At 55.9% G+C, this 14,938-nt stretch carries 11 protein-coding genes and 1 other annotated feature (1 of these 12 cut by a window edge); of the genes, 3 read left to right on the forward strand and 8 right to left on the reverse strand.

Annotated features, from left to right (window positions below):
• Positions 1–76: 76 nt before the first annotated feature.
• Entirely contained in the window at positions 77–1,207 is a 1,131-nt protein-coding gene (gene dnaJ / locus BEI65_RS09625) for a molecular chaperone DnaJ (RefSeq protein WP_099063131.1), read from the reverse strand.
• 106 nt (positions 1,208–1,313) lie between these two features.
• Positions 1,314–3,227 carry a molecular chaperone DnaK gene (dnaK, locus tag BEI65_RS09630; protein WP_085120168.1) on the reverse strand — a complete coding sequence of 638 codons (1,914 nt, stop codon included), beginning with the start codon at positions 3,225–3,227 and terminating at the stop codon, positions 1,314–1,316.
• Between the two features lie 324 nt (positions 3,228–3,551).
• Between dnaK and satP the strand changes: the two genes are divergently transcribed.
• Positions 3,552–4,151, forward strand: coding sequence for an acetate uptake transporter (satP, locus tag BEI65_RS09635; RefSeq protein WP_099063246.1), 600 nt, complete (start codon positions 3,552–3,554; stop codon positions 4,149–4,151).
• Between the two features lie 47 nt (positions 4,152–4,198).
• On the opposite strand, the gene BEI65_RS09640 is transcribed toward satP, so the two are convergent.
• The 3 genes from BEI65_RS09640 to tal all read right to left on the reverse strand — a co-directional run bounded on the left by BEI65_RS09640 (position 4,199) and on the right by tal (position 7,455).
• A complete protein-coding gene (locus BEI65_RS09640) occupies positions 4,199–5,506 on the reverse strand; it encodes an MFS transporter (protein ID WP_099063132.1) in 1,308 nt (435 codons plus the stop codon).
• A 257-nt stretch (positions 5,507–5,763) separates the two neighbouring features.
• Positions 5,764–6,351, reverse strand: a complete 588-nt coding sequence (mog, locus tag BEI65_RS09645; protein ID WP_085120166.1) for a molybdopterin adenylyltransferase — start codon at positions 6,349–6,351, stop codon at positions 5,764–5,766.
• Between the two features lie 150 nt (positions 6,352–6,501).
• Entirely contained in the window at positions 6,502–7,455 is a 954-nt protein-coding gene (tal, locus tag BEI65_RS09650) for a transaldolase (protein WP_085120165.1), read from the reverse strand.
• 381 nt (positions 7,456–7,836) lie between these two features.
• On the opposite strand from tal, the gene BEI65_RS09655 reads away from it, so the two are divergent.
• The gene (locus BEI65_RS09655; protein WP_099063133.1) at positions 7,837–9,261 is read left to right on the forward strand and encodes a sodium:alanine symporter family protein; all 1,425 of its coding nucleotides are present in this window, start codon (positions 7,837–7,839) and stop codon (positions 9,259–9,261) included.
• 104 nt (positions 9,262–9,365) lie between these two features.
• Complete coding sequence (yaaA, locus tag BEI65_RS09660) at positions 9,366–10,139, forward strand: peroxide stress protein YaaA (RefSeq protein WP_099063134.1); 774 nt, start codon at positions 9,366–9,368, stop codon at positions 10,137–10,139.
• 72 nt (positions 10,140–10,211) lie between these two features.
• Here yaaA and thrC read toward each other — a convergent pair whose 3' ends face one another.
• The 3 genes from thrC to thrA are packed head-to-tail and all read right to left on the reverse strand — an operon-like array spanning position 10,212 to position 14,895.
• Positions 10,212–11,501: a threonine synthase gene (gene thrC / locus BEI65_RS09665; protein WP_099063135.1), complete on the reverse strand. Its 1,290-nt coding sequence runs from the start codon at positions 11,499–11,501 to the stop codon at positions 10,212–10,214.
• Between the two features lie 3 nt (positions 11,502–11,504).
• Entirely contained in the window at positions 11,505–12,434 is a 930-nt protein-coding gene (gene thrB, locus BEI65_RS09670; protein ID WP_099063136.1) for a homoserine kinase, read from the reverse strand.
• Between the two features lies 1 nt (position 12,435).
• Positions 12,436–14,895, reverse strand: a complete 2,460-nt coding sequence (gene thrA / locus BEI65_RS09675; protein WP_099063137.1) for a bifunctional aspartate kinase/homoserine dehydrogenase I — start codon at positions 14,893–14,895, stop codon at positions 12,436–12,438.
• A gap of 25 nt (positions 14,896–14,920) precedes the next feature.
• Positions 14,921–14,938: a sequence feature (Thr leader region), on the reverse strand; it runs 101 nt beyond the window's last position.

A 14,938-nucleotide genomic window follows, 5' to 3' on the forward strand; every position in this document is an offset into this window, starting at 1 on the left:
ATTAGACGAATCAGATCCAATAAAAAACCCCGGTTTTGACGCCGGGGTTATGCAGTACGCTAACGGAAACAGCAGCTTAACGCGTCAGGTCATCAAAAAACTTTTTTACCCCGTCGAAGAAGCTCTTCGAACGCGGGCTGTTTTTGTCACCAGAAGGGCCACCCAGGCTCTCCTCCAGTTCCTTCAGCAATTGCTTCTGCTTGTCGTTCAGGTTAACCGGGGTTTCGACCACCACACGGCACAGCAGGTCACCCTGGCTGCCACCACGTACCGATTTAACACCCTTGCCGCGCATGCGGAACAGTTTACCCGTCTGCGTCTCTGCCGGTACTTTCAGCTTCACGCGGCCATCCAGCGTCGGGACTTCAATCTCGCCGCCCAATGCCGCCATCGCGAAGTTAATCGGCACTTCACAGTACAGGTTATTGCCTTCACGCTCGAAGATCGGGTGCGCTTTCACCTGAACCTGAACGTACAGATCGCCTGCTGGCGCGCCGTGCTCACCCGCTTCACCCTCACCCGCCAGACGGATGCGGTCACCGGTATCAACGCCGGCCGGGATTTTCACCGACAGCGTTTTGGCTTTCTCTACCCGGCCGTGGCCGTGGCAGCTATTGCAAGGGTCTTTGATAATCTGACCGCGACCATGACAGTGCGGACAAGCCTGCTGCACGGTAAAGAAGCCCTGGCGCATCTGCACCTGGCCCTGCCCGTGACAGGTTGGACAGGTCACCGGCGAGCTGCCCGGCTTCGCGCCGCTGCCGTGGCAAACGTCACACTCTTCCAGCGTCGGGATGCGGATCTCTTTGGTCACGCCACGAACCGCTTCCTCGAGGGAGAGCTCCATGTTGTAGCGCAGATCGGAACCGCGGCTGGCGCGCTGACGGCGGCCACCACCGAAGATGTCGCCAAATACGTCGCCAAAGATATCGCTGAACTCAGCACCGCCGCCACCAAACCCGCCGCCGCCGCCCATACCGCCCTGTTCAAAGGCTGCATGGCCGTATTGATCGTAGGCCGCACGCTTTTGACTGTCGGTCAGGATTTCGTACGCTTCCTTGATCTCTTTAAACTTGGCTTCGGCGTCTTGCTCCTGATTGCGGTCAGGATGGTATTTCATCGCCAGGCGTTTATACGCCTTTTTGATCTCACGTTCTTCCGCCGTCTTGGAGACGCCGAGAATCTCGTAATAGTCTTTCTTCGCCATTATTTCTGTAACCCTTAACATGCGTGCACGGGCGTAGAGTTGCCTCGACGCCCGTGCTGGTTTGCGGTAACGGCCTCTCGGCCGTTCCGTGCCCGCTTAAGGGCGATTATTTTTTGTCTTTAACTTCTTCGAACTCAGCGTCAACCACGTCGTCGTCTTTCTGCGCCGCGTTGTCAGCACCGGCATCAGCACCTTGCTGAGCCTGCTGCGCCTGAGCCATTTCCAGCAGCTTGCCGGAAACCTGCACCAGAGCCTGGGTCTTCGCTTCGATCTCGGCTTTATCTTCGCCTTTAACCGCCACTTCCAGATCTTTCAGCGCCGCTTCGATAGCCGTTTTGTCTTCTGCCGGCAGTTTGTCGCCCGCTTCTTCCAACTGCTTACGGGTGCCGTGGATCAGGTGGTCAGCCTGGTTACGGGTCTGCACCAGCTCTTCGAACTTACGGTCCGCTTCGGCGTTCAGTTCAGCATCACGCACCATTTTCTGGATTTCTTCTTCGTTCAGACCAGAAGAAGCCTTGATGGTGATTTTCTGCTCACGGCCAGTATTCTTGTCTTTGGCAGACACGTGCAGAATACCGTCGGCGTCGATGTCGAAGGTCACTTCGATTTGCGCCATACCGCGTGCAGCAGCCTGGATGCCGTCCAGGTTGAACTGGCCCAGTGACTTGTTATCGTTAGCGCGTTTACGCTCACCCTGCAGCACGTGGATGGTTACCGCAGACTGGTTGTCTTCAGCGGTAGAGAACACCTGGCTGTGCTTGGTCGGGATAGTGGTGTTTTTAGTGATCAGCGGAGTCATCACGCTGCCCATGGTTTCGATACCCAGCGACAGCGGGGTAACGTCCAGCAGCAGAACGTCCTTCACATCACCGGCCAACACGCCGCCCTGTACCGCAGCACCCACCGCAACGGCTTCGTCCGGGTTAACGTCTTTACGCGGTTCTTTACCGAAGAAGTCAGCAACTTTCTTCTGAACCATTGGCATACGGGTCTGGCCGCCCACCAGGATCACGTCCTGAATGTCGGAAACCGACAGTCCTGCGTCTGTCAGAGCCACTTTCAGCGGCTCGATAGAACGCGCAACCAGATCTTCTACCAGCGACTCGAGTTTTGCACGGGTCACTTTGATGTTCATGTGTTTTGGACCGCTCGCATCTGCAGTGATGTAAGGCAGGTTAACGTCGGTCTGCTGAGCGGAAGACAGTTCAATCTTCGCTTTCTCAGCGGCTTCTTTCAGACGCTGCATCGCCAACGGATCTTTGCGCAGATCGAAACCTTGTTCTTTCTTGAATTCGTCCACCAGGTAGTTGATCAGGCGGCTGTCGAAGTCTTCACCACCCAGGTGGGTATCACCGTTGGTTGCCAGAACTTCGAAGGTTTTTTCGCCGTCAACTTCGTCGATTTCGATAATAGAGATATCGAAAGTACCGCCACCCAGGTCATAAACCGCGATGGTACGGTTACCGACTTCTTTGTCCAGGCCGTAAGCCAGGGCTGCAGCAGTCGGTTCGTTGATGATACGTTTTACTTCCAGACCTGCGATACGGCCGGCGTCTTTGGTCGCCTGACGCTGAGCATCGTTGAAGTAAGCAGGTACGGTGATAACCGCTTCAGTTACCGGTTCGCCCAGGTAATCTTCAGCCGTTTTCTTCATTTTCTTCAACACTTCAGCAGAGATCTGCGGAGGTGCTACACGCTGGCCTTTCACTTCGACCCATGCGTCGCCGTTATCAGCAGCCACAATTTTGTACGGCATGATGTCTTTATCACGCTGTGCTTCTTCATCCTGGAAGCGACGGCCAATCAGGCGCTTGATCGCAAACAGGGTGTTTTGTGGGTTAGTCACAGCCTGACGCTTAGCAGGCTGGCCAACCAGAATTTCACCATCCTGGGTATATGCGATGATCGAAGGTGTAGTACGGTCGCCTTCGCTGTTCTCCAGCACGCGCGCTTTACCACCATCCATAATTGCTACACAAGAGTTGGTAGTACCCAGGTCGATACCAATAATTTTGCCCATCTAAACGTCTCCACTAATAAATTCATATTCGGTCAGGTTGCTAACCTATATGTGGGCAATTTTTTGTTTTTCAACTGCCCGACATTTCAGTCTTAGCCGCGGTCAGCAACTGCGGTTGCAAATAAGATGGGGCCATACCATCCAGCATCAAGGGGCAGGGCAAAAAAAAATTCGTTTTTATCGTCACTCAGATCATTGTTTCCTGTTCTGGGGATCATTATGATGCCGCGCGCTCTGATGGAAGTTAGGGTTTTTTCGGCCATTCAGACCATTTATGAATTTACCTATCCATTTTCGTTAAAATTCTGTTATCGCAGAGGACATATGCACACCAACAAGTTGGCAAATCCCGGCCCTCTCGGCCTGATGGGCTTCGGGATGACCACCGTCTTGCTGAACCTGCACAACGCGGGCTTTTTCCCATTGAACTCCGCCATCATCAGCATGGGGATTTTCTTCGGTGGACTGGCCCAGATTATGGCTGGCCTGCTGGAATACAAGAAAGGCAACACCTTCGGCATGACGGCCTTTATCTCTTACGGCAGCTTCTGGCTGAGCCTGGTCGGGCTGCTGCTGCTGCCACGCCTGGGGTTGGCTGAACCGACCGATGCCGGCGTACTGGGCATCTACCTGGCACTGTGGGGTGTCTTCACGCTGTTTATGTTCTTCGGCACCTTGCGCGCCAACCGCATGCTGCAGTTCGTGTTCGGCAGCCTGACGCTGCTGTTCGCCCTGCTGGCCATCGGCAACATCACCGGCAACCATGCGCTGCTGAACTTTGCCGGTTACGAAGGCATTATCTGCGGAGCCAGCGCCATTTATTTGGCCATGGCGGAAGTGCTCAACGAGCAGTTTGGCCGCACGGTGCTGCCGATTGGCGAGCCAAAGGTCAACAATGTTGAACCTATTCGGGCCGTGGCATAATTGCCGTTAGCCTGAAACAAGAAGCCCTGCGATTGCAGGGCTTTTTTTTAGCTGTAGGAACCGGCTCGCTGCGCCTTGGTTTCGCTGTTCAGATCGCGATGCAGGTAAATTCCCAGCAGCAGTCCGATACCTGACAGCGCCAACACATAGTAAGCGGGCGCTAACGGGGTTAACTTCATGATCAACGTCACAAATATTGGGGTTAAACCACCAAAAATAGCGTATGCAACATTATATGAGAACGAAATCCCGGTAAACCGAACTTCCGCTGGAAAAGCCCGTACCATCACGTAGGGTACCGCACCCACGATGCCTACGCTGAAGCCCACCAGCGCATAGCAGGCGAACAACATTTCCGGGTGTTCGCCCACCGTCCGATAAAATAACCAACTGCAACCGGCCAGCAGCAGGCTACCGACGATAAAGGTTTTGCTGGCACCAAAACGATCCGCCGACAACCCGGCGATGATGCAACCGGCAATCAGCATGATGGTAGCAATGCTATTAGCCTGCAGCGACAGCGCCGGGGCGATACCAAACTGTTTTTGCAGATAGGTCGGGGTCATCAGGATCACCACCACGATACCGGCGGACAGTAGCCAGGTGAGCAGCATCGACACCACCACTTCCTTGCGATGATTGAGCACCACCGATTTCAGCGGCAACTCCTCAGCCAGGGCTTTACGCGCCTGCATTTCGATGAAGATTGGCGTTTCCTGTAGCCAGCGACGCAGGTACATCGCCACCAGACCGAAAATGCCGCCAAGCAGGAACGGAATACGCCAGCCCCCGTCAATAATGGTCTGTTGGCTGAGCGTGGTGTTGATCACGGTCGCCACCAGCGAGCCCAACAGGATGCCGACGGTCAGGCCGGCAGTCAGCGTGCCGCAGGCAAAACCGATGCGGCGGCGCGGCACGTGTTCAGCAACAAATACCCAGGCCCCTGGCACTTCACCGCCGATCGCCGCCCCTTGCAGCACCCGCATCAGCAACAGCAACAGCGGTGCAGCAATGCCGATGCTGGCATAGGTCGGTAACAGACCCATCGCCAGCGTCGGCAGCGCCATCAGTAAAATACTCAGGCTGAACATTTTCTTGCGACCGACCAGATCGCCGAAGTGCGCCATCACGATGCCGCCCAGCGGTCGAGCCAGATAACCGGCGGCAAAAATGCCGAAGGTTTGCACCTGACGTAGCCATTCCGGCATATCCGCCGGGAAGAACAGCTCGCCCATCACCGCCGCAAAGAAGACAAAAATGATGAAATCATAGAACTCCAGTGCACCACCCAGGGCAGCTAACGTCAGAGTTTTGTAGTCTTGCCGGTTTAACCGGCGATTATTATCGTGAGGCATAGGGTACCGTCGGAGGAAACTGTGAAAATAAAAGCCATCGGCTGAAGTTAGATGACAAAGTTGTCTTTGAANNCGGGCCTAGCGCACCGAGGGGCGCTCCGGCGGGCAAGCCGCTACGACCCCTTCGGCACGCTCTCCCTAATAATGGGCTTTGTCAGCAGTCTGAGCCATCGGCTTTCTGTAAACGAATCCTTACTATAACGGCAAATTATTTTCACACCAGATCGGCTAGCGCTTATCTCACAAAAGGCTGAAATTTAGAGGTTTATCTCGCGACGCGCATTCTTCGGGCGAAATGCTGCTACCACTGCGGCCTCGGTTTCCACATACGGCCCCTCAAGCAACTGAATGCAGTACGGCACGCTGGCAAAGATGCCATGCACCACCACCTTGCCCTGCTCGTCCTTAACCCCTTCCAGCGTCTCCTTGATCGACTTGGGTTGCCCCGGCAGGTTGATGATCAACGCCTGCTTGCGGACTGCCCCTACCTGACGTGAAAGAATTGCCGTTGGCACATAGTGTAGGCTGATCTGACGCATTTGCTCGCCGAAGCCAGGCATCACGCGATCGGCGATCGCCAGCGTGGCGTCAGGGGTCACGTCGCGGCGCGCCGGGCCGGTTCCCCCGGTGGTCAGCACCAGATGGCAGCCCATTTCATCCACCAGTTCACACAGGGTTTGTTCGATCAACGTCTGCTCATCGGGGATCAGGCGGGTTTCCAGTTTGAACGGGGTGGTCAGCGCGCCGCTCAGCCACTCTTCCAGCGCCGGGATACCTTTGTCCTGATAAACGCCGCCGGAAGCGCGGTCAGAAACAGAAACCAAACCAATACGTAATATGTCCATGCGTAACCTCTACAGCCTGATGGGGTTCGGACGGGTTCGCTTCCCGCCCTATTTTGAATCTTGAGAGTATAAAGTGTCTGCCTGCCGCCGGGATCTGCGGGCATAAAAAAAGGCGGCCTAAGCCACCTTTTTCTGCACTGATTGCCGCAATTACAGCAGATCGGCGATCATTTTTTCCAGCTTGCCCTGGTCTACGGCAAACTTGCGGATACCGTCGGTCAGTTTCTCAACGGCCATTGGATCCTGGTTGTGCTGCCAGTAGAACTCAGGTTCAGTCAAGGCTGCAGGACGCGCTTGCACTTCGCCGGTGTAGGCCAGTTTGCGCTCCAGGGTCCCTTCGCTCTCTGCCAGCTCTTTCAGCAGCGCAGGGGCGATGGTCAGACGGTCACAACCGGCCAGCTCGATGATTTCGCCGACGTTACGGAAGCTGGCGCCCATCACCACGGTTTTGAAACCGTGCTGTTTGTAATACTGATAGATTTCGGTAACGGAAACCACACCCGGGTCTTCGTTTGGCGCGAACTCTTTCTTGTCGCCATTGGCTTTGTACCAGTCGAGGATACGGCCAACAAACGGAGAAATCAGGAATACGCCGGCTTCGGCACAGGCACGAGCCTGAGCGAAGGAGAACAGCAGCGTCAGGTTACAGTTGATACCTTCTTTTTCCAGCTGCTCCGCAGCGCGGATACCCTGCCAGGTAGAAGCCAGTTTGATCAGAATGCGATCGTTGCTGATGCCGGCATCGTTGTACAGTTTGATCAGGCGCTTGGCCTTGGCAACGCTGGCCACGGTGTCGTAGGACAGGCGTGCGTCCACTTCGGTGGAGATACGGCCCGGAACCAGCTTCAGGATTTCCAGACCAATGTTAACGGCCAGCTTGTCGGCGGCATCGGCGATCTGCTGTTCGCGATCGCTGCTCTGCTCGCGCGCCCAGGCAATGGCTTCGTCAATCAGTTTGCGGTATTCAGGAATTTGGGCTGCATTGAGGATCAGCGAAGGGTTGGTCGTAGCATCTTGCGGTTGATACAGCTTCATAGCCGCGATATCGCCCGTATCTGCAACCACGGTGGTCAGTTGGCGCAGGGAAGTTAATTTATCGGTCATGTTGGCATTATCTCATCGTTTGTGCATGAACTTTTGGCATCGTTCAACCATGCCCTGCCCTGATAATAACATGCGCAAGGCCCGGTGCAAGGCTGGAAAATCGCGGCCCGGCGGCGCTGGTTTTATCCTTGAGCGAGCAACCGTTTACGCTGGTATCTTTCGTCATTCCCGAGCGGATGAAAAGGCAATAACGTGCTATCGATTGAATAAATTATGTTAAATTCGCGAAAATTAATGCAATGAGCCTCAGAATCTGAGAAAAATCTCAATTGCTTTGAACCGGGCGAATTTCAGCTAAGCTCTTGTAAAAATTCAATCAATCTATTTTCACCCGCGGTGGATGCGGCGCGGTGCGCAACAAATTTCAACAAGGAGGGATCCGTGACGGACCTGATGAATTTTATTAATAATATTTTGTGGGGTTCAGTACTGATTTATTTGCTGCTCGGTACCGGCATTTATTTCACCCTGCGCACCCGTTTTATCCAGGTCCGCCATTTCAGCCATATGTTCTCGGTGCTTAAGCACAGTAACAAGAGCGACAGCGCGGGGATCTCCTCCTTTCAAGCTTTGTGTACCACGCTGGCCGCACGGGTCGGCACCGGCAACCTGACCGGCGTGGCAATTGCCCTTACCGCCGGTGGCCCGGGTGCCATCTTCTGGATGTGGGTAGTGGCGTTTATCGGCATGGCCACCTCCTTTGTTGAAAGTACCCTGGCGCAGCTCTATAAAACCAAAGACCAACAAGGTAACTACCGTGGCGGCCCGGCTTACTATATGGAGAAAGGGTTGGGCATGCGCTGGATGGGCGTGATGTTCTCCATCTTCCTGATCATCGCCTTCGGCCTGGTGTTCAACGCCGTTCAGGCCAACTCCATCGCCCAGGCCTCCGCCGTCGCCTTCCACGCGAAACCACTGTATGTCGGTCTCGGTCTGGTGGTCCTGAGCGGTATTGTGATCTTCGGCGGCATTCGCTCCGTGGCCCGCGTGGCAGAACTGGTGGTGCCCGTGATGGCCGCAGTTTATTTACTGCTGGCCCTCTGGGTGATTGGCCATAACATTGAGCATATGCCGGCGATCCTCTCGCTGGTGGTCAAAAGCGCCTTCGGGCTGCAGGAAGCGGCAGCCGGTGCCGTCGGTTACGGTATTTCACAAGCGATGACCCAGGGTGTTCAGCGTGGCCTGTTTTCCAACGAGGCAGGTATGGGCTCGGCACCTAATGCGGCGGCTTCCGCCTCACCTTACCCACCGCATCCGGCCTCGCAGGGCTATGTGCAGATGCTCGGGGTATTTATCGATACCATCGTGATTTGCAGTGCAACCGCTGCGATCATTCTTTCTTCCGGCGTATTGGATCAACCGGTGGCCAACATCAGCGGTATCGATATGACCCAGCGTGCACTGTCCACCGCCGTCGGCAGTTGGGGCTCGCCGTTTGTCGCTATCGCCATTTTCTTCTTCGCCTTTACCTCGATTATCGCCAACTATGCCTATGCCGAGAGCAATCTGCTGTTCCTGGAGCGCAACCACCCGGTCGGCCTGCTGATTTTCCGTTGCGCCGCACTGGGTATGGTGATGTTTGGTGCACTGGCCGAACTGCCGGTGGTGTGGAAAATGGCCGATACCTCAATGGCTTTGATGGCCATCACCAACCTGACGGCGATCCTGCTGTTGTCACGCGTGGCGCTAAAGTTGGCTAACGATTATCATCGTCAGAGAACGCTGGGAAGACTGCCCACTTTCGACGCCAACCGCTTCCCCGAGTTGAAATCCCAGCTTGAACCGGGCGTGTGGGACAAAAATTAACTTTTGCGGGCGCGGCTGGCACGCGCCCTGCCTATCAGACCCATTGACCCTTTTTCCCGCGCTTTTTGCTACAGTATCCGCTCTTGGATAAACAGGATCTGGCCATGCTCGTTATTATTTCACCTGCAAAAACTCTTGATTACGAAAGCCCGCTGGCAACCGAACGCTTCACCCAGCCGGAGCTACTGGACAAATCGAAGCAGTTGATCAAAATCTGCCGCGACCTGACGCCGGTGCAAATCGCCAGCCTGATGGGCATCAGCGATAAACTGGCTGGCCTGAACGCCGCGCGCTTTGGCGACTGGAAACCGAAATTCACCCCGGACAATGCCCGCCAGGCACTGTTGGCGTTTAAAGGCGACGTTTATACCGGCCTGCACGCGCAGGATTTCAGCGAAGATGACTTTGATTTCGCCCAACAGCATCTGCGCATGCTGTCCGGACTGTACGGCGTGCTGCGTCCGCTTGATCTGATGATGCCTTACCGTCTGGAGATGGGTATCAAGCTGGAGAATGCCAAGGGCAAGGATTTGTACAGTTTCTGGGACGAGCAGATCACCAAGAAGCTCAACGAGGCGCTGGTACAACAGGGGGACGACGTGGTGGTCAACCTGGCTTCCGACGAATACTTCAAATCGGTGAAGCCGGCCAAACTGCATGGCACGCTGATTAAACCGGTGTTCCTCGACGAGAAGAACGGCAAATACAAAGTGATCAGCTTCTACGCCAAGAAAGCGCGCGGACTGATGAGCCGTTTTATCATCAAGAATCGCCTGACCCAGCGCGAACAACTGCTTGATTTTAACCTGGAAGGCTACGCTTTCGACCCGGCTAATTCCAAAGGCAACGAATTGGTGTTCAAACGCCCCGAGCAGTGAAACACCCGCCCATAAAAAAGCCGTCGCAATGACGGCTTTTCGCTTTTATATCAGGGCAGAGCCCCACCCAAGTCAGGCAGGCAGAGCCATCAGGAACTTACGCAGTTCGCCAAAACCGGCCGGCAGGCTGTGGGACAGCAGCGGCAAATCGGCACGCAGCGCCAATGCCTTCGGCAGCGGCAGTTCCTGACCAAGGATCTCCTCAACGCTCTCTTTGAACTTGGCCGGATGTGCCGTGCCGAGGAACAAACCAAACTCCCCTTCCTGCAACTGGTCACGCAGCGCGCGATAAGCGATTGCCGCGTGCGGTTCGGAGAGGTAACCCAGCTTCGCCAGCTCACGCATGCTGTCCTTGGTGGTTTCGTCACTGACCGTGGCATGACCCAGCTCTTTCAACTGCCAGATCTTACGACGGAACAGCTCCTCGACCCGCGGCCAGTTGTTCGGCTGACTAACATCCATGGCATTGGACAACGTAGCTACCGTGGCATGCGGCTGCCACTGACCGTTAGTCAGGAAGCGCGGCACGGTGTCGTTGGCATTGGTCGCGGCGATAAAACGCTTCACCGGCAGGCCCAATGATTTGGCCAGCAGACCGGCGGTCAGATCGCCGAAGTTGCCGCTGGGTACCGAGATCACCAGTTGATTACGGGCTTCCTGCGGCAGTTGCGCCACCGCTTCAAAGTAGTAGCAAATTTGCGCCAGCAGACGGCTGATGTTGATCGAGTTGGCCGAGTTCAGGTGCAGCGCTTCTTTCAGCTCCTGATCGTCAAATGCCTGTTTCACCAACGCCTGGCAGGCGTCAAAGTCACCGTCGATCGCCACGGTGTGGATGTTGCCACCCAGGGTGCAAAACAGCTTTTCCTGCAGCGGGCTGATTTTGCCCTGTGGATACAGGATCACCACACGCACATTCTTCAGGCCGTAGAAAGCATGGGCCACTGCCGCACCGGTATCCCCGGAGGTCGCGGTCAGGATAGTCACCGGCTCATCGCCCGCTACTTCTGCCAGCATTTGCGCCATAAAGCGGCCACCGAAGTCTTTGAACGCCAGCGTTGGACCGTGGAACAGTTCCAGGCAGGCAATGTCATCTTCCACTTGCGCTACCGGTGCCGGGAACTCAAAGGCTGCCGCAACACGCTTACGCAATGCCTCCTCAGAGACTTCATCACCAATAAACGCCGACAGGATGCGGCTACTGCGAGTGACAAAATCCTGTTCCAGCAGATGGTCGATTTCAGTCAGCTCAAACTCAGGCAAATCCAGCGGGAAAAACAGCCCTTGCTGCTTGCCCAGGCCCTGTTTGATCGCCTGTGTAAAGCTGACCTGCTCGTTATGATCCTTAAGGTTGTACAGTTTCATGCGTTATCCCAGTAGTCGTGCGCCTGCGGTATCCAGGCGGCAAATATGAACAAAACCTTCGTCGTTTTGCAGATAGTGATTAGTCAGCCAGTCGGCCATACGTTGTGCGGTCGCGCCGTCATCACAGACGGCGAACAGCGTCGGGCCGGAACCGGAAATACCACAAGCCAGCGCACCGATATCCTGGGCAGCCTTGCGTGCGTCGGCAAAGCCCGGCAACAGGCGGGTGCGGTAGGGCTCGGCAATCACGTCCTGCATCAGTTTGGCGGCCAGCTGCGGCTGTTGGGTATGGCAGGCGTGGATAAAGCCCGCCAGATAGCGACCGTGGCTGATACAGTCCTGACGACGATACTGCGCGGGCAGAATCGCACGCGCTTCGGCGGTGGATACCTTGATGCCCGGGTAAGCCATCACCCACAGCCAGTCTTTAAAGCATGGCACTTCCTGGCTGATGAAGCCTTCTTCTTCCAGCATCAGTTGCAGGCCGCCGAGATAGCAAGGCGCCACGTTATCGTAATGCACGCTGCCGGAAATGCGGCCTTCCAACTCGCCCATCAGGCCCAACAGCGTCATTTTGTCCAGCGGGCGGTTGCAGAACTCATTCATCGCCATCAACCCGGCGACCACCGAACAGGCGCTGGAACCCAGCCCTGAACCGATTGGCATGTTTTTCTCGAGCCGCATCGCCACCGGGATCTGCTGACCGATTTCCTGGCAGAAACGCTCCCAGCACTGGTAGACAATATTCTCTTTCGGGTCATCCGGCAGTTTGCTGACGAAGCGCCCGGCATTCTGCAGACTGAACGTTTCGGCGGCCTCTACACTGACGCAGTCGCCCAGTAAGGTCCCGTCGATCGGCGACACTGCTGCACCCAGAACGTCGAAACCGACGCTGACGTTACCAATTGAGGCCGGCGCATACACCTTAACCATATTAAACTCCCAACTTCCATGACAGTGTGCGCAACAGGTCGGCAAACACCCCCGCTGCGGTCACATCGTTACCGGCGCCGTAGCCGCGCAGCACCAGAGGCAATGGCTGATAGTAGCGGCTGTAGAAAGCCAAAGCGTTCTCGCCGTTCTTCACTTTATACAACGGATCGTTACCGTCTACCGCATCTATACGTACCTGGCAGCGGCCATTTTCGATCACCCCGACATAGCGCAATACCTTGCCTTGCTCGGCGGCGTTGGCCACGTTGCGGGCATACTCTTTGTCGAGCTCCGGCAGGCGCGCCATAAAGGTTTCCACGTCACCGGTGGCATCAAAGGAAGGCGGCAGCACCGACTCAACCTCAATATCCGCCAATTCCAGTTTGTAACCCGCCTCACGGGCCAGGATCAACAGCTTGCGGGCAACGTCCATACCGGAAAGATCGTCACGTGGATCCGGCTCGGTATACCCTTTGGCTTTAGCCTCCAGAGTCGCGGCCGACAACGACATACCTTCGTCCAGCTTGCCGAAAATAAATGACAGCGAACCGGACAGGATACCGGAGAAGCGCGTCAGTTCATCACCGGCGTTCAACAGGTTTTGCAGGTTCTCGATCACCGGCAAGCCCGCACCGACGTTAGTGTCGTACAGGAACTTGCGACGTGAACCGGCAGCGGCGGTGCGCAGCTGTTGGTAATAGTTCATCGATGAGGTATTGGCTTTTTTGTTCGGTGTCACCACGTGGAAACCATCGGCCAGGAAATCGGCGTATTGATCGGCCACCGCCTGGCTGGAGGTACAGTCGACAATCACCGGATTCAGCAGGTGGTACTCCTTCACCAGGCGGATCAGGCGACCGAGGTTGAACGGCTCCTGCGCACCGGCCAGCTCATCCCGCCAGCTTTCCAGTGCGATGCCGTGTACGTTGGTCAGCATGGCGCGTGAATTGGCGATACCGCACACCCGCAGATCGATATGTTTTTGTTTCAGCCACGGCTGCTGACGGTAGATCTGTTCGATCAACGCGCCACCCACGCCGCCGACGCCGATGACAAACACTTCAATCACCTGATCGGTGTTAAACAGCATCTGGTGACAGACGCGAACGCCGGTAGTGGCGGAGTCATTGCTGACCACTACAGAGATGGAACGCTCGGAAGACCCCTGGGCAATAGCGACAATGTTGATATTGGCGCGCGCCAGTGCGGAGAAGAAGCTGGCCGAAATGCCGCGCAGGGTGCGCATGCCATCGCCAACGACCGAGATGATCGCCAACTGTTCCATCACGTCCAGCGGCTCCAGCAGGCCGTCTTTCAATTCAAGATAGAACTCGTCCTCCAGCGCTTTACGCGCACGTTGCAGCTCACTCTGCGGTACGCAGAAGCTGATGCTGTATTCAGAGGAAGACTGAGTGATCAGTACCACCGAGATACCGGCACGCGACATCACGGCGAACACTCGCGCAGCCATGCCGACCATGCCCTTCATTCCCGGTCCGGATACGTTGATCATCGCCATGTTATTCAGGTTGGTGATGCCCTTCACCGGAGTTTCGGTATCCAAATTTTCGCCGCCGATCAGCGTGCCCGGGGCCTGCGGATTGGCGGTATTTTTGATCAGGCAAGGGATTTGGAACTGGGCGATGGGAGCGATAGTGCGGGGGTGAAGCACGCTGGCGCCGAAATAGGAAAGCTCCATAGCTTCCTGGTACGACATCGATTTCAGCAACCGGGCGTCCGGGACAGTGCGTGGATCGCAGGTATAAACACCGTCAACGTCGGTCCAGATTTCACAACAGTCGGCGCGCAAGCAGGCTGCCAGTACCGCCGCAGAGTAGTCAGAGCCGTTACGGCCCAGCACCACCAGTTCCCCTTTGTCATTACCGGCGGTGAAACCGGCCATCAGCACGATGTTATCCGCCGGGATTGCCGCAGCGGCGATACGCAGTGTGGATTCGGCGATATCTACCGTGGACTCCAGATAGTGCCCCTGTGCCAGCAGCTTCTCCACCGGGTTGATCACCGTAACCGGGAAACCCTTGGCACGAAACACCCCTTCCATGATGGCAATCGAGAGCTTCTCACCGCGGCAGATGATGGCCGCATTCACACTGTCCGGGCATTGCCCCAGCAGCGCAACGCCGTGCAATACCTGCTTGAGTTGTGAAAACTCTTGGTCGACCAGGGTTTTGAGGCGATCGTACTCAAAGCCTGGCAGCGCCTGCGTCAGGCCGCTCAGCAGGTCGGCAAAGATGCGTTCTGCATCGCTCATATTTGGCAGAATGTCCTGCCCCGCTACCGTTTTTTCAATCATCGCCACCAAATGGTTGGTGATTTTAGCCGGAGCGGACAAGACCGTGGCCACCTGTCCCTGACGTGCGTTACTTTCCATGATGTCGGCAACGCGCAGAAAACGTTCTGCATTCGCTACCGAGGTTCCGCCAAATTTCAGCACTCGCATTTCTTATCTCTCCCGAATTTAAGCCGAAAAAAAAGCCCGCACT

Source organism: Serratia sp. BW106, from assembly GCF_002607755.1.
GTDB lineage: Bacteria > Pseudomonadota > Gammaproteobacteria > Enterobacterales > Enterobacteriaceae > Serratia > Serratia proteamaculans.